Source organism: Variovorax sp. 278MFTsu5.1 (assembly GCF_048305045.1).
In the GTDB taxonomy this organism is placed as follows: domain Bacteria; phylum Pseudomonadota; class Gammaproteobacteria; order Burkholderiales; family Burkholderiaceae_C; genus Variovorax; species Variovorax guangxiensis.
In genome coordinates this window covers 1,481,398-1,495,256 of the sequence record NZ_CP157622.1, presented here as the reverse complement: position 1 = coordinate 1,495,256, position 13,859 = coordinate 1,481,398, and the positions used below count along the sequence as shown (strand labels likewise).

Annotated in this window: 17 protein-coding genes; 4 read left to right on the top strand and 13 right to left on the bottom strand. The window is 67.3% G+C overall.

From position 1 onward, the window contains the following. Window positions 1-33 precede the first annotated feature (33 nt). Window positions 34-465 (top strand): large conductance mechanosensitive channel protein MscL, encoded by a 432-nt coding sequence (gene mscL, locus ABL844_RS06545; protein ID WP_126023023.1) that lies wholly within the window; start codon window positions 34-36, stop codon window positions 463-465. Here mscL and pdxA read toward each other — a convergent pair whose 3' ends face one another. Genes pdxA through ABL844_RS06530 form a run of 3 tightly spaced genes read right to left on the bottom strand, consistent with a single transcriptional unit; the run spans window position 466 to window position 3,628 of the window. Further along, on the bottom strand, window positions 466-1,506 hold the full coding sequence (gene pdxA, locus ABL844_RS06540; RefSeq protein WP_418130803.1) for a 4-hydroxythreonine-4-phosphate dehydrogenase PdxA: 1,041 nt from the start codon (window positions 1,504-1,506) through the stop codon (window positions 466-468). Beyond that, complete coding sequence (locus tag ABL844_RS06535) at window positions 1,503-2,276, bottom strand: Nif3-like dinuclear metal center hexameric protein (protein WP_418130802.1); 774 nt, start codon at window positions 2,274-2,276, stop codon at window positions 1,503-1,505. Before ABL844_RS06535 ends, pdxA begins: the two co-directional genes overlap by 4 nt. Then, window positions 2,273-3,628: an MFS transporter gene (locus tag ABL844_RS06530; RefSeq protein ID WP_418130801.1), complete on the bottom strand. Its 1,356-nt coding sequence runs from the start codon at window positions 3,626-3,628 to the stop codon at window positions 2,273-2,275. The genes ABL844_RS06535 and ABL844_RS06530 overlap by 4 nt, the downstream gene beginning before the upstream one ends. A gap of 294 nt (window positions 3,629-3,922) precedes the next feature. Here ABL844_RS06530 and ABL844_RS06525 point away from each other — a divergent pair, with 294 nt between their 5' ends. After that, entirely contained in the window at window positions 3,923-5,083 is a 1,161-nt protein-coding gene (locus ABL844_RS06525) for a trypsin-like peptidase domain-containing protein (protein WP_126023019.1), read from the top strand. 159 nt (window positions 5,084-5,242) lie between these two features. Here ABL844_RS06525 and tatC read toward each other — a convergent pair whose 3' ends face one another. From tatC to ABL844_RS06480, 9 genes are all read right to left on the bottom strand, one after another. Next, window positions 5,243-6,052, bottom strand: coding sequence for a twin-arginine translocase subunit TatC (tatC, locus tag ABL844_RS06520; protein ID WP_184635118.1), 810 nt, complete (start codon window positions 6,050-6,052; stop codon window positions 5,243-5,245). A 67-nt stretch (window positions 6,053-6,119) separates the two neighbouring features. Next, entirely contained in the window at window positions 6,120-6,581 is a 462-nt protein-coding gene (tatB, locus tag ABL844_RS06515; protein ID WP_019654392.1) for a Sec-independent protein translocase protein TatB, read from the bottom strand. A 16-nt stretch (window positions 6,582-6,597) separates the two neighbouring features. After that, window positions 6,598-6,846: a Sec-independent protein translocase subunit TatA gene (gene tatA, locus ABL844_RS06510; protein ID WP_093196339.1), complete on the bottom strand. Its 249-nt coding sequence runs from the start codon at window positions 6,844-6,846 to the stop codon at window positions 6,598-6,600. Between the two features lie 65 nt (window positions 6,847-6,911). Then, on the bottom strand, window positions 6,912-7,271 hold the full coding sequence (locus ABL844_RS06505) for a histidine triad nucleotide-binding protein (protein ID WP_418130800.1): 360 nt from the start codon (window positions 7,269-7,271) through the stop codon (window positions 6,912-6,914). Then, entirely contained in the window at window positions 7,261-7,650 is a 390-nt protein-coding gene (locus ABL844_RS06500) for a DUF4870 family protein (protein ID WP_126023017.1), read from the bottom strand. Before ABL844_RS06500 ends, ABL844_RS06505 begins: the two co-directional genes overlap by 11 nt. Window positions 7,651-7,663: 13 nt before the next feature. Continuing rightward, window positions 7,664-8,059, bottom strand: a complete 396-nt coding sequence (locus ABL844_RS06495) for a phosphoribosyl-ATP diphosphatase (RefSeq protein ID WP_126023016.1) — start codon at window positions 8,057-8,059, stop codon at window positions 7,664-7,666. Continuing rightward, the gene (gene hisI, locus ABL844_RS06490; protein WP_418131883.1) at window positions 8,056-8,454 is read right to left on the bottom strand and encodes a phosphoribosyl-AMP cyclohydrolase; all 399 of its coding nucleotides are present in this window, start codon (window positions 8,452-8,454) and stop codon (window positions 8,056-8,058) included. Before hisI ends, ABL844_RS06495 begins: the two co-directional genes overlap by 4 nt. Window positions 8,455-8,512: 58 nt before the next feature. After that, window positions 8,513-9,298, bottom strand: coding sequence for an imidazole glycerol phosphate synthase subunit HisF (gene hisF / locus ABL844_RS06485; protein ID WP_126023015.1), 786 nt, complete (start codon window positions 9,296-9,298; stop codon window positions 8,513-8,515). 25 nt (window positions 9,299-9,323) lie between these two features. Further along, window positions 9,324-10,157: a D-hexose-6-phosphate mutarotase gene (locus ABL844_RS06480; RefSeq protein WP_418130799.1), complete on the bottom strand. Its 834-nt coding sequence runs from the start codon at window positions 10,155-10,157 to the stop codon at window positions 9,324-9,326. A gap of 170 nt (window positions 10,158-10,327) precedes the next feature. Between ABL844_RS06480 and ABL844_RS06475 the strand changes: the two genes are divergently transcribed. Both ABL844_RS06475 and ABL844_RS06470 read left to right on the top strand, forming a co-directional pair. Beyond that, window positions 10,328-11,632 carry a dicarboxylate/amino acid:cation symporter gene (locus ABL844_RS06475; RefSeq protein WP_418130798.1) on the top strand — a complete coding sequence of 435 codons (1,305 nt, stop codon included), beginning with the start codon at window positions 10,328-10,330 and terminating at the stop codon, window positions 11,630-11,632. An 11-nt stretch (window positions 11,633-11,643) separates the two neighbouring features. Further along, window positions 11,644-12,561, top strand: coding sequence for an amino acid ABC transporter substrate-binding protein (locus ABL844_RS06470; protein WP_418130797.1), 918 nt, complete (start codon window positions 11,644-11,646; stop codon window positions 12,559-12,561). 110 nt (window positions 12,562-12,671) lie between these two features. Here the strand turns inward: ABL844_RS06470 and ABL844_RS06465 are convergent, their stop codons facing one another. Continuing rightward, a complete protein-coding gene (locus ABL844_RS06465) occupies window positions 12,672-13,844 on the bottom strand; it encodes an AAA family ATPase (protein ID WP_418130796.1) in 1,173 nt (390 codons plus the stop codon). Window positions 13,845-13,859 lie beyond the last annotated feature (15 nt).

The following is a 13,859-nucleotide window of genomic DNA, read 5'->3' as shown; positions in this document are numbered from 1 at the left end:
TTCAACAGCAGAGCTCCAGCAGCCTTTTGAATCATGAGCATCCTCAGTGAATTCAAGGAATTTGCCGTCAAGGGCAACGTCATCGACCTCGCGGTCGGCGTGATCATCGGTGCCGCCTTCGGCAAGATCGTCGACTCGCTCGTGGCCGACATCATCATGCCGCTGGTGGGCGTGGTGTTCGGCAAGCTCGATTTCTCGAATCTCTACGTGGTGCTGGGCACCGTGCCGCCAGGGGTGGCGAACACGCTGGCCGACCTGAAGAAGGCAGGCGTTCCTGTGCTGGCGTACGGCAACTTCATCACCATCGCCGTCAACTTCGTGATCCTCGCCTTCATCATCTTCATGATGGTCAAGCAGATCAACCGCCTGAAGCGCAGCGAAGAGCCGGCGCCCGCCGCAGCCCCTGAAACACCCGAAGACGTGGTGCTGCTGCGCGAGATCCGCGACAGCCTCAAACGCTCCTGATCAAACGCCCCCGAGCACCCGGGCCATGCGCAGTGCCTCGACAAGGCTCGAGGCATCGGCCAGCCCCGTTCCCGCGATGTCGAACGCGGTGCCGTGATCGGGGCTGGTGCGCACCAGCGGCAGCCCCAGCGTCACGTTGACGCCCTTCTCCACGCCCAGGTACTTGACCGGGATCAGGCCCTGGTCGTGGTACATCGCGATCACCACGTCGAATTCGCCGCTGGACGGCACGCCGGCCTTGGCGCGCGCGCGCATGAAGACGGTGTCGGGCGCATGAGGCCCGCTGGCATCGATGCCTTCGGCGCGCGCAGCCTCGACGGCCGGCGCGATGATTTCCTGCTCTTCCGAACCGAACAGCCCACCCTCGCCCGCATGCGGGTTGAGGCCCGCCACGCCGATGCGCGGCGCGCGGCCCAGCGCGTGGCTCAGCGCGCGGTGCGTGATGCGCAGCGTTTCGAGCACACCCTCGAAGCGCACTGCCTCGATGGCCTTGCGCAGCGACATGTGGATGCTGACGAGCACGGTGCGCAGTTCGTCGTTGGCCAGCATCATGCGCACCGGCACGTCGGCCACGGTGCGCCCCAGGTGCGCGGCCGCCTCCGCCTGCAGCAACTCGGTGTGGCCGGGGTACGGAAAGCCGGCGGCCGATAGCGCTTCCTTGTGCAGCGGCGCGGTCACGAGGGCGCCGATCTCCCCGCGCAGCGCGGCCCGCGCGGCCCACACCACGCACTCGCCCGCCACACGGCCGGCCTCGGCGCTGATGCGGCCCGTTTCGATGCCATCGGGCGGCGCGATCACCTGCAGCACCGGAATGCAGCCCGGCGGTACGGTTGCGGCCTCGGCGACGGATTCGATTTCCAGCACTGGCCAGCCCGGCCGGCCATCGGCGGCCAGGGCCTGAGATGCCTTGCGCAGCGTGCCTACGTCGCCGGCGACGAAGGCGCCATGCGTGGCGTCAGGCGCGTCGCGGAAGGCCTTGACGATGATTTCCGGCCCGATGCCCGCGGGGTCACCCAAGGTGATGGCAATGGCGCTGCTCATGCCGGGTTGTCGATGTCGATGAACTCGTGCTTCAGCCCGAGCTGCGCAGCCACGTGCGCGGCCACCGCGGGCGCGCCGTAGCGCTCGGTGGCGTGATGCCCGCAGGCGAGGAAGGCCACGCCCATCTCGCGCGCGTAGTGGGCCTGCGGCTCAGAGATCTCGCCGGTGATGAAGGCATCGGCACCGGCCGCGATGGCGGCTTCGAAGTAGCCCTGCGCGCCGCCGGTGCACCACGCTATGTTCCTCACGGCACGCTGCGCCGGCTCGACCAGCGTCACCGGTCTTTTCAACACGCTCTCGACGTGGGTGGCCAGCGCCTTGGCACTGTCGAAGCTCCCGCCGCCTTCCTGCGTGCCGATGAAACCCAGCTCCTGTTCGCCGAAGCGGCCTCCAGGGCCGGCATACGCCACGAGCCCCAGCTTCAGGCCGAGCTGGGCGTTGTTGCCCAGTTCGGGGTGCGCGTCGAGCGGCAGGTGATAGGCGAAGAGATTGATGTCGTGGCCCAGCAGCAGGCCCAGGCGCTGCTTCATCCAGCCGGTGACGCGGCCGTCCTGGCCGCGCCAGAACAGGCCGTGGTGGACGAAGATTGCGTCGGCCTCGGCGCCGATCGCGGCCTCGATCAGCGCACGGCTGGCGGTCACGCCCGAGACGATCTTTCGCACCACGGTACGCCCTTCGACCTGCAGGCCGTTCGGTCCGTAGTCCTTGAAGCGCCCGGGGGCCAGCAGCAGGTCGAGTGCGTGAAGCAGTTCGTGGCGGGTTGTGCTCATCGCCCCATTGTCGCGCCGTGCGCGGGCGCCACGCCACCGTCGCGCATCGCATGGCCGCGCGCGGCCAGGGGCAGCAGCGCCAGCAGGAAGCCCAGCGCGGCCAGCGCCGCCACGTAGTGCGCGGGCGCCATCGTGTCGTGCTGCAGCCAGAGCGTCAGGATCACCGGCGTGAGCCCGCCGAAGACCGCATACGACATGTTGTAGGCGAAGGAGAGCCCGGTGAAGCGCACCGGCGCCGGAAAGGCGCGCACGCCCGCGATCGGCACCGTGGCGATGGTGCCCACGAACAGGCCCACCAGGCCGTAGTGCCAGAAGAGCATCGCCGGCGTCCCGGGCAGGCCGCTGTAGAACAGGTAGGCCGTGACGAGCAGGCCGCCCCAGCCGATCAGCATCACGGTGCGGGTGCCGATGCGGTCGCTGGCCCAGCCGGCCAGCACGCAGCCCAGCGTGAGCGTCAGCGTGGCGAGCGCGTTGGCTTCCAGCGCCATGGCGGCCGGAATGTGATGCACCTTCTGCAGATAGGTGGGCGTGTAGAGCACCACGACCACGATGGCGGCCGACAGCACCCAGGTCAGCAGCCCGACGTACACGCAGGCCAGGCGGTGCTCGCGCAGCACGGTGCGCAGCGGCAGCTCGCGCGAGGCGCTGCGGCGACCGGCCAGCTCCTTGAACACCGGCGTCTCGTGCAGGAAGCGGCGCAGGTACACCGACACCAGCCCGAAAACGCCGCCCAGGATGAAGGGGATGCGCCACGCGAAGTCGCTCACCTGCTGCGGCGAATAGTGGCGGTTGATGGCCACCGCGATCAGCGAGCCCAGCAGGATGCCGCCGGTGATGCCCGAGGTCAGCACACCGATGCCCAGGCCGTAGCGCTTGCCCGGCACGTGCTCGCCCACGAACACCCAGGCGCCGGGCATTTCGCCGCCGATGGCCGCGCCCTGCAGCACGCGCATCGCCAGCAGCAGCAGGGGCGCCGCGACACCGATGCTCGCGTAGGTCGGCAGCAGGCCGATCACCAGCGTGGGCGCAGCCATCAGGAAGATCGACAGCGTGAACATGCGCTTGCGGCCGAAGATGTCGCCGAAATGCGCGATGACGATGCCGCCCACCGGACGCGCCAGGTAGCCGGCCGCGAAGATGCCGAAGGTCTGCAGCTGGCGCAGCCAGTCGGGCATGTCGGCCGGGAAGAACAGCGCCCCCAGCACGGTGGCGAAGAACACGTAGATGACGAAATCGTAGAACTCCAGCGTGCCGCCGAGGGCGGACAGGCCGAGGGTCTTGTAATCGCTCGAACCGAGCGTGCGCGCCGGTGCCGGCTGCGCGCCGTCCGGAAAGGTTGCTTCTGAAGTCATGGCTGGCAGGAAGGTCTTGGCCGCGCGCCAGCCCGCAGGACCGGGTGAGAAAACGGAAGAATGGCGCGCCGACGGAAGGCCTGGCCGCAGCCGCCGGATAGGCGGCACGGAGGCCGGAAAACAGACGGACCGGGTGGGGCCGACCCGTAATCGTAAGTGTTAACCCGGATTCACGTCCCCCGGCGGCCCGAATCTCGACCGGCCGGAGCGGGTTCTGGTCCGCCCGGTTGAGGGACAATTGACAACATTGCCGCGCTGCATGCGGTCTTCCAACGCCTTTTTCACCAATCTTTCATGAAACGCACCTGGCTGCTATTTGCCCAAGCCGTGACCGTCCTGCTGGCGGCCTACTTCGTCGTCGCGACGCTCAAGCCCGAGTGGATCAACAAGCGCGCGACCTCGCTGGGCGGGGTGGTCTCCATCGTCGAGGCGCCAGCGAGCAACCCGAACATCGCGGCGCCCGGCAGCCTGAGCGCGCCGGCCAAGAAGGCTTCTCCGGCGGTGGTGAGCATCAACACCAGCAAGGCCGCGCAGCGCCACCCGCGCAGCAACGACCCGTGGTTCCGCTTCTTCTTCGGCGACCAGGACGACCAGCCCCAGGTGGGCCTGGGCAGCGGCGTGATCGTGAGCCCGGACGGCTACATCCTCACCAACAACCACGTGGTGGAAGGCGCCGACGAGATCGAGGTGACGCTCAACGACAGCCGGCACACCCGCGGCAAGGTGATCGGCACCGACCCCGACACCGACCTGGCGGTGCTGAAGATCGAGCTCGACAAGCTGCCCGTGATCGTGCTGGGCGACTCCGACGGCCTGCAGGTCGGCGACCAGGTGCTGGCCATCGGCAACCCCTTCGGCGTGGGCCAGACCGTGACCAGCGGCATCGTGTCGGCGCTGGGCCGCAACCAGCTGGGCATCAACAATTTCGAGAACTTCATCCAGACCGACGCCGCCATCAACCCCGGCAACTCGGGCGGTGCACTGATCGACGTGAACGGGAACCTGCAGGGCATCAACACCGCGATCTACTCGCGCTCGGGCGGCAGCATGGGCATCGGCTTCGCCATTCCGGTGTCGATGGCCAAGATCGTGCTCGAGGGCATCGTCAAGGAAGGCCAGGTGCGCCGCGGCTGGATCGGCGTGGAGCCCAGCGACCTGTCACCCGAACTGGCCGAGACCTTCGGCGTGAAGGCCGACGCGGGCGTGATCATCACCGGGGTGCTGCAGAACGGCCCCGCCGCCAAGGCAGGCATCCGCCCGGGCGACGTGATCACCTCGGTGGGCGAGAAGAAGACGGACAACGTGCAGGCCCTGCTGACCGCGGTGGCCGGCCTGAAGCCCGGCAGCACCTCGCGCTTCGCGCTGCAGCGCGGCAGCGACAAGATGGAACTGGACGTGACGCCGGGCCTGCGGCCGAAGAGCCCGGTGCGGCAGGTGCCCAATCAACAGGAATAGGTTCACCCCCAGGCTTCGCGCACTTCGTGTCGCTGCGCCAACCCGTTTCCGGGGGCAACACCAGCGGCCGGCAAAGCCGGTTCCGCGGTGTTTCTGGAATTTCTTGGGGACGTTGACGGCCGCAGCGTGGGCTGAGTGCTGCCGCCCGACTCCTGGAAACTAGCTGGAAGCCGAGTCGGCGCTCTGTTCTTCTTCGGGCTTCTTGCCGGTGCTGGCGAAGTACTTGGCCCCGATGATGCCCACCTCGTAAAGCAGGCACATGGGCACGGCCAGTGCCAGTTGCGAGACCACGTCGGGTGGCGTGAGCACCGCGGCCACGACGAACGCGACCACGATGAAGTAGCCGCGGAAGGAGCGCAGCTTCTCGATGGTCACCATCTCGAAACGCACCAGCAACATGACGACGATCGGCACCTGGAACGCCACGCCGAAGGCGATGTAGAGCGACAGGATCGCCTCGACGTAGGAGGAAATGTCGGGTGTCGCCTGCACCGCGGCCGGCGCGAAGCGCTGGATGAAGCTGAACATCTTGTCCAGCACGAAGAGCTGCACGAAGGCGATGCCCGCATAGGCCAGCAGGCTGCCGAAGAAAATCAGCGGCAGCGCGAAACGCTTTTCATGACTGTAGAGGCCCGGCGCGATGAACATCCACGCCTGGTACATGAGCCAGGGCAGCGCCAGTAGCACGGCCGCCATCATCAGCACCTTGAGCGGCACGAAGAAGGGCGAGAACACGCCGATGGCGATCAGCTTCGCGTCGTGCGGCATGTGCGCCTTGATCGGCAGCGCGATCAGGTCGATCAGGCCGCCCGGGCCCGGCCAGATGGCCAGCAGGATGCCCGCGACCACGAGGCCGTAGACGCAGTAGAGCAGTCGGTCGCGAAGCTCGACCAGGTGCGCCACGAACGGCTGTTCGGTGCCCGCGAGCTCGTCTTCTTTGTCTTTGCTCTTGCTGTCGGAATCGGCCATTGGGAAGAAGAGGAGATAGCGTGACGCCGGCCGGCGCCCGGGGAGCGCGGTAGTGGGAGCCCGGCCCTTAGTTGATCTTGTGCGGACGGAAGCGCGCGACGCGCGCCGCGCCCGAGAGCGCCTTGGTGCGCACGCCGTTGCGCGCCTTGTACCACTGCGGCGTGGCGCCCTGCTTCAGGCGCCAGTTCTTGCGGGGGTGCTTGTAGACCGGCGGCGGTGGCGGCTCGGGTTCGGCCAGCGCCGAGAGGGTTTCGCCCGAACCGCTGAACTGCTTCTCGAACTCGCTCGCGCCCGTGTGGATGCTGTGCTCGACGTCGCGCGCCGCATCCTCGACGGTGGTCTTCATCTTGCGGAGCTCGTCGAGCTCCATCGAGCGGTTGACTTCGGCCTTGACGTCGTTCACGTAGCGCTGCGCCTTGCCCAGCAGCGTGCCCACGGTGCGGGCGACGCGCGGCAGCTTTTCCGGGCCGATGACGATCAGCGCCACGACGCCGATCAGCGCCAGCTTCTCAATGCCGAGGTCGAGCACGTGCTGCTGCCCGTGCTCAGGACTTCTGACGCGCTTCGACGTCGATCGCCGACTTGTCGCTGTTGGCCGGCTGGCCGGTCACCTGCTGGGCGGGAGCCGAAGAGGCGGCCGGGGCATCGGAGGACGCGCCGTCCTTCATGCCGTCCTTGAAGCCCTTGACGGCGCCTCCAAGATCCGAACCCATGTTCCGCAGCTTCTTGGTGCCGAAGATCATGACCACGACGAGCAGCACGATCAGCCAGTGCCAGATGGAAAAAGAACCCATGGAGAACTCCTAAGAATGTGTCCGATTTTAGTCGGGCGGAATGTGACAGTTTGTCCTAATGCCCGTCAGCCGCGAAGCCATGGCCGGGGGCCACCCATGACATGGACATGGAGATGGTGAACCTCCTGCCCACCTTCCGCGCCCGTGTTGACCACGACGCGGAAGCCCCCCTCCGGATAAGGCCTGCAGCCCTGCTCCAGGGCCAGCTTGGGCGCCACGGTCATGATCTTGCCCATGAGCGCCGAATCTTCGGGCGTCAGCTGCGCCATCGAGGCGATGTGCTTCTTGGGCACCAGCATGAAATGCACCGGCGCCCAGGGCGCGATGTCGTGGAAGCCGAACAGGTCCTCGTCCTCGTAGACCTTGCGGGAGGGAATCTTGCCCTCGATGATTTTGCAGAAGACGCAGTTCGGATCAGATGACATCTTTGGGTTCCATGGGACGGCCGTCGTTCATCCGGATCATGCCTTTCACGATCCGGTAGAGGAACCACAGCGAGATCAGGCTCCAGGCAATCCAGCCCGGCACGAGAAACAGCAGCCAGAGCCACGAGGTGACGATGTACAGCAGCCCCGCCCAGAGCACCGAGCGGATGCGCCAGCTGAAGTGAGAGGCCTGCCAGGTGCCCGCCGCGTCGTCGCGCTTGACGAAGTCGATCACCAGCGCGATCAGCAGGAGCAGCACGGAGGCCTGCGCCCCCGGCACGACGGCGCCGATGGCCACGATCAGGTGCAGGATGTAACTGACCCAGCCCCAGGTCTTGAGCGAGTCGTCGGGTTCCACGTTCACGATGTCGTTGGCCATGACAGGTGTCCTTTCAATCGTTGGGGGCTTCGGCTTCCCGCGCCTTCACCTTGCGAAGCGCCTTTTCCTCGATGCCGCTGGTGCCCTCGCGGCGCTCCAGCTCGGCCGTGACGTCGGACGGGGAAAAACCGTAGTGCGCCAGCGCTACCATGGTGTGGAACCACAGGTCGGCCACTTCGTTCACTATTTTCGAGCGGTCGCCACCGTGGTCGGCATCCTTGGCGGCCATCACGACCTCGGTGGCTTCCTCGCCGATCTTCTTGAGGAAGGCGTCCGGCCCCTTGTGCAGCAGGCGCGCCACGTAGCTTTTCTCGGGGTCGCCGCCGCGCGCAGGCAGGCGGCTTTCGATGACCGCGGCCAGGCGGGCGAGCGCGTCGGAGGTGCTGTCGTTGTTCACTGTGGCCGTCACTTGTAGATCGATTCCGGGTCTTTCAAGACGGGCTCGACGGCCTTCCAGCCGCCGTTGCCGTACTTGTTGAAGAAGCAGCTGTGGCGGCCGGTGTGGCAGGCGATGCCGGGCTCGTGGCCGAGCTGGGTGACCTTGAGCAGCACCACGTCGCTGTCGCAGTCCAGGCGGATCTCGTGCACGGTCTGCACGTGGCCCGACTCCTCGCCCTTGAACCACAGCTTGTTGCGCGAGCGGCTGAAATACACCGCGCGGCCCAGCTCGGCGGTCTTCTCGAGCGCCTCGCGGTTCATCCAGGCGAACATCAGCACGTCGTTGCTGCCCTGTTCCTGCGCGATCACGGGCACCAGGCCGTTCGCGTCCCACTTCACTTCATCGAGCCAGTTCATGGACGGTATTGTCGGGGATGGCCAAAGACCCTCGAACAGGCGTCCGGCGGGCCTTCGGCAGGGTCATTCAGCGGTCGATGCGCACGGGAATGCCCCGCGCTGCCATGCGGGCCTTGGCCTCGCCCACCGTGTGCTCGCCGTAGTGGAAGATGCTCGCGGCCAGCACCGCGTCGGCGCCGCCGGTCTGGATGCCGTCGGCCAGGTCGTCCAGGCTGCCCACGCCGCCCGAGGCGATCACCGGCACGTTCACGGCGTTGCTCACCGCGCGGGTCAGCTCCAGGTCGAAGCCGCTCTTGGTGCCGTCACGGTCCATGCTGGTCAGGAGGATCTCGCCGGCGCCGCGGCGCGCCATCTCGGTGGCCCATTCGACGGCGTCCAGGCCGGTGTTCTTGCGCCCGCCGTGGCTGTACACGTCCCAGCCCGCGCCGCGCGTGGCGGCCTCCTCGGGGCTGCGGCGCTTGGCGTCGATGGCGACCACGATGCACTGCGAGCCGTATTTCTGCGACGCATCGCTGATCACCTGCGGATCGGCGATGGCGGCCGAGTTGAAGCTGGTCTTATCGGCGCCGGCGTTGAGCAGCCGGCGCACGTCGGCCACGGTGCGCACGCCGCCGCCCACGGTCAGCGGGATGAAGACCTGGGAGGCCACGGCTTCGATGATCGGCAGGATCAGGTCGCGGCCGTCGCTGGTGGCGGTGATGTCGAGGAAGGTGAGTTCGTCGGCGCCCTGCGCGTTGTAGCGCGCGGCGATCTCGACCGGATCGCCGGCGTCACGCAGTTCGACGAAGTTGACGCCCTTGACGACACGGCCGCCGGTGACGTCGAGGCAGGGAATGATGCGTTTGGCAAGCATGGTGGGGAAGGAACCGGTGGGGTGGTCAGAGAACGCGCAGCTGCTGCCAGCCGAGCCATTGGGCGCCGGGCGCGAGCAGCACAGGCTCGTCGATGCGGGCCGCCTCGACGCAGAGCATGTGGCGCCAGCCGTCTTCGGGCATGTCGGCGAGTTTCGCACCGAGCACGGCGCCTGGGTTCCAGACCACGGTTTCGGTGCAGGTGGGGCTCTGGGAGATTTCGACGGTGCCACCGGGCTGCGCCAGATGCAGCGGCCGGGCCGGTGCGCCGTAGACGCTGTCGAATTCGGCATCGAATTGCAGCGCCTCCGACTTTTCGGCATGGCGCTCGTCTGTCAGCGAATCCCAGCGATCGGCGCCCTGCAGGCCCTTCAGGCGCGCATCGGCGATGTCGTCGACGCGCAGATAGGTGTGCAGCGCGGCGGTGAAGGACCAGGGCACGGCATCTGTGTTGACCAGCGTGAGCGCCGTGCGCAGCCCGCCGGGGCTCAGCGTGGCATCCAGCCGTGCCTCGAAAGCGTGCGGCCAGAGCTTGCGCGTGGCCTCGTTGTCGCGCAGCATCAGGCGAAGGGTCTGGGGGTCGTCGGAAGGGGCGTTTTCCCAAGGCAAATTGCGCATGAAGCCATGCTTGGGCAGCATGCCGCGCTGGTTAAACTGCGGGCAGCAAATGGGTATGCCGCCGCGGATGGCGGCCTGTCCGTCGAATACCGCGCGAGGGCTCAGGTAGAGCCTTTCCACGGCGTCGGCCGTGGTCCACGAGAGCACATGGGCGCCATGCAGTGCGATGGTGACGGTACTTCCGCCGGCGCCCGTGGCGCGCATGGCGGGCTGGCCGCGGAACTCGATCAGGCTGGTTTCCATGTGAGGAATTGTAGGCAGCGCCCGTGCAGTGGCACGGAACTGGCATCCCGGGCCATTGCGCGCCCGGGGCCTTCTTGGATAACCTGTGGCGGCCTGCATCGGGAGACAAGGTGCAGGCCGGTCCCGCGCTCCCGGAAAAAACCACTCTCACACGACAAAAGGGGATACGAATGAAGAAGCTGCCGATGGCCGCATGGATCCTGATCGCGATGGTGCTGGGCATCATCGTCGGCTACATGATCTTCACCAGCTTTCCGGACAAGAAGGCCGCCAAGGAAATCGCGGACTACGTCTCCATCGTCTCGGACGTCTTCCTGCGCCTCATCAAGATGCTGATCGGCCCGCTGGTGTTCTCCACGCTGGTGGTGGGCATCGCGCACATGGGCGACGCCAAGTCGGTGGGCCGCGTGTTCGGCAAGGCCATCGGCTGGTTCCTCACCGCCTCGCTGATCTCGCTGGTCATTGGCCTGGTCATGGCCAACCTGCTCAAGCCCGGCGAGAACCTCGGGCTGCCGCTGCCGGACATCGGCGCCTCGGCCAACCTCGCCACCGCCAAGTTCACGCTCAAGGACTTCGTGAGCCACACGGTGCCCAAGTCCTTCGTCGAGGCCATGGCCAACAACGAGATCCTGCAGATCGTGGTGTTCTCGATGTTCTTCGGCGTGGCCCTGGCCTCGCTGGGCGACAAGGCGAAGACGCTGGTCGCCGCCATCGAGGAGCTCTCGCACGCGATGCTCAAGATCACGGGCTACGTGATGAAGCTCGCACCGCTGGCCGTGCTGGCCGCCATGGCCGCGACGGTGGCGGTCAACGGGCTGGGCATCCTGCTGAAGTTCGCGGTGTTCATGGGCGACTTCTACCTTGGCCTGTTCGTGCTGTGGAGCGTGCTGATCCTGGCGGGCTTCCTGTTCCTGGGCCCGCGCGTGCTCAAGCTGCTGGTGCTCATCAAGGAAGCCTTCCTGCTGTCCTTCGCCACGGCCAGTTCCGAGGCGGCCTATCCGAAGATCCTGCAGGCGCTCGACCGTTTCGGCGTGAAGCGCAAGATCTCCAGCTTCGTGATGCCGATGGGCTACTCGTTCAACCTCGACGGCTCGATGATGTACTGCACCTTCGCCGTGCTCTTCATCGCGCAGGCCTACAACATCCACATGCCGATCAGCACGCAGATCACGATGCTGCTGATCCTGATGCTCACCTCCAAGGGCATGGCCGGCGTTCCGCGCGCCTCGCTGGTGGTGATCGCCGCCACGCTGAACCACTTCGACATTCCCGAGGCCGGCCTGCTGCTGATCCTGGGCGTGGACACCTTCCTCGACATGGGCCGCTCGGCCACCAACGCGGTGGGCAACTCCATCGCCACGGCGGTGGTCGCCAAGTGGGAAGGCGAGCTGCTCTCCGAGAGCGATGCCGAGGTCAATGCCAAGGCGCTCGACGAGGAGGCCAACGCCACCCTCGCCCACCCGGCGCACGCCTGAGCTGTAGCACCATGAAGCGCATCGGCACACTGCCATCCGCTTTCGCCGCGCTGCTGGCGGCCGTGGTTCTTGCCGCTGCCCTGCCCGCGGCGCCCGCGCGGGCGCAGGAACAACTCACTGGCACGCTGGCCAAGGCCCGCGAGACTGGCGCCATCACCATCGGCTACCGCGAGTCGTCGGTGCCGTTCTCCTACCTCAATGCGCGCGGCGAGCCCATCGGCTATTCGATCGAGCTGTGCCGCGCGCTGGTGACGGCCATAGAGGACGCGGTGAACAAGAGCCTCACCATCAAGTGGGTGCCCGTGACCTCCGACTCGCGCATCGACGCGGTCGCAAGCGGCAAGGTCGATCTGGAGTGCGGCTCCACCACCAACAACCTGGAGCGCCAGAAGCGCGTGAGCTTCTCGCCAACGATGTTCGTCTCGGGCACCAAGGTGCTGGTGAAGAAAGGCTCGCCGATCAAGTCCTTCCGCGACCTCGCCAACCGCAAGGTGGCGGTGACGGCCGGCACCACCAACGAGAAGACGCTGCGCGACCTGTCGCAGAAGTTCAAGCTCAACATCGACCTGCAGGTGGCGCGCGACCACGCCGAATCCTTCGGTCTCGTGAAAAGCGGCCAGGCCGACGCCTTCGCCACCGACGACGTGCTGCTCTACGGCCTGATCGCCAGGGACGCCGCGAAGGCCGACTACGAGGTGGTCGGCGACTTCCTCTCCTACGACCCCTACGGGATCATGTACCGCAAGGGCGACCCGCAGCTCAACAAAGTGGTCGTCGACACCTTCCAGGTGCTGGCAGAAGACGGCGAGATCGAGCGGCAGTACAAGCGCTGGTTCCTGCGCAAGCTGCCCTCGGGCGAGAGCATCAACCTGCCGATGAGCGCGCAGCTGGAAACCATCATCCAGACGATGTCGGTGAAGGCTGAATAGGCAGGCCGGGTGGCCGCCGCCGGGCCGCCCCAAGGCGGGCCACGCCTCCCCCTCGGGGGGTGGCGAATTACACGCAGCGAAGCGGAGTGAAAAGCCGGGGGCCGACAGGTTCAGCGCGCAGGCCACTCCCATCGCGGGATCTCGCTCATGTCGAGATTCGCGATGCGGGTCTCGCCGAAACGCTTTTCCAGCACCACCGGCTGCATGCCGTCGCTGTCATCCAGCGCCGAGATGAGCCGGGCGGCATGCGACACCACGATCACCTGCGACTGCCCCGCCGCCTGTGCGATGAGGCGGCCCAGCGCGGGCAGCAGGTCGGGATGCAGGCTGGTCTCAGGTTCGTTCAGCACCAGCAGCGCGGGCGGACGCGGCGTGAGCAGCGCCGCGATCCACAGCAGGTAGCGCAGCGTGCCGTCGGAGAGTTCGGCGGCCGTCAGCGGCCTCAGCAGGCCGTGCTGGTGCATCAGCGTCTCGAAGCGGTCGCCGTTCACGCGGATCTCGATGCCGGCGCCCGGAAAGGCGTCGTCCACGGCGCGGTCCAGCGCCTCGTTGTCGCCGATCTCGCGGATGGTCTGCAGCGCAGCAGCCAGGTCGGCACCGTCGTTGGCCAGCACCGGCGTGTAGGTGCCCAGTTGCGGCTGGCGCGCGGGCGCGTCGGCGTCCGAGCGGAAGTGGTCGTAGAAGCGCCAGGAGCGCATCTGCTCGCGCAGCGTGAGCATCTCGGGCGCGTCGCGCGGGTCGGCGTGCTCGGTCATCATGCTGGCGAAGGCGGGAATCGGTCGGCCGACGGCCTGCCAGCCCTTGCCTTCGCGCAGCCGCAGCGCGGCGCCCTTGCGGTCGACCAGCTGCGTGGAGGGCCGCAGCAGCGGGCCGCTCCAGATGGCTTCGTGCTTGATCTGCGGGTCGTGCGAGAACGCAGTGGACGGGATCGGCGGCGGCAGGCCGATGTCGATGGCGTAGCCGAAATCTTCGGCCTCGGCACCAGCGAAGCCCAGCTTCAGCGCCACGGGCTCGCTGCGCCCGGTGCCCTGCACCGGCACCTCGCCGCGCAGCATGGCGGCCGAGAAGCGCTCGGGCCCGGCCCACAGCGTGGATGAAAGCCCGCCCTCGCGCACCAGCGAGCGGATCACGCCGCCGTTGGCGATGTCGGCCAGCAGCCGCATCGCGCGGTACACGCTCGACTTGCCGCTGCCGTTGGCCCCGGTCACGACCGTGAGCCGGCCCAGCGGCACGGTCAGCTGCCGCAGCGATCGGTAGTTGGCGATGGCGAGCGCGGAGAGCACGCGCTGCGCGGCAGG

Coding starts and splice junctions, on each gene's coding strand:
- mscL (WP_126023023.1), top strand. CDS start 34: ATGAGCATCCTCAGTGAATTCAAGGAATTTGCCGTCAAGGGCAACGTC.
- pdxA (WP_418130803.1), bottom strand. CDS start 1,506: ATGAGCAGCGCCATTGCCATCACCTTGGGTGACCCCGCGGGCATCGGG.
- ABL844_RS06535 (WP_418130802.1), bottom strand. CDS start 2,276: ATGAGCACAACCCGCCACGAACTGCTTCACGCACTCGACCTGCTGCTG.
- ABL844_RS06530 (WP_418130801.1), bottom strand. CDS start 3,628: ATGACTTCAGAAGCAACCTTTCCGGACGGCGCGCAGCCGGCACCGGCG.
- ABL844_RS06525 (WP_126023019.1), top strand. CDS start 3,923: ATGAAACGCACCTGGCTGCTATTTGCCCAAGCCGTGACCGTCCTGCTG.
- tatC (WP_184635118.1), bottom strand. CDS start 6,052: ATGGCCGATTCCGACAGCAAGAGCAAAGACAAAGAAGACGAGCTCGCG.
- tatA (WP_093196339.1), bottom strand. CDS start 6,846: ATGGGTTCTTTTTCCATCTGGCACTGGCTGATCGTGCTGCTCGTCGTG.
- ABL844_RS06505 (WP_418130800.1), bottom strand. CDS start 7,271: ATGTCATCTGATCCGAACTGCGTCTTCTGCAAAATCATCGAGGGCAAG.
- ABL844_RS06500 (WP_126023017.1), bottom strand. CDS start 7,650: ATGGCCAACGACATCGTGAACGTGGAACCCGACGACTCGCTCAAGACC.
- hisF (WP_126023015.1), bottom strand. CDS start 9,298: ATGCTTGCCAAACGCATCATTCCCTGCCTCGACGTCACCGGCGGCCGT.
- ABL844_RS06480 (WP_418130799.1), bottom strand. CDS start 10,157: ATGGAAACCAGCCTGATCGAGTTCCGCGGCCAGCCCGCCATGCGCGCC.
- ABL844_RS06475 (WP_418130798.1), top strand. CDS start 10,328: ATGAAGAAGCTGCCGATGGCCGCATGGATCCTGATCGCGATGGTGCTG.
- ABL844_RS06470 (WP_418130797.1), top strand. CDS start 11,644: ATGAAGCGCATCGGCACACTGCCATCCGCTTTCGCCGCGCTGCTGGCG.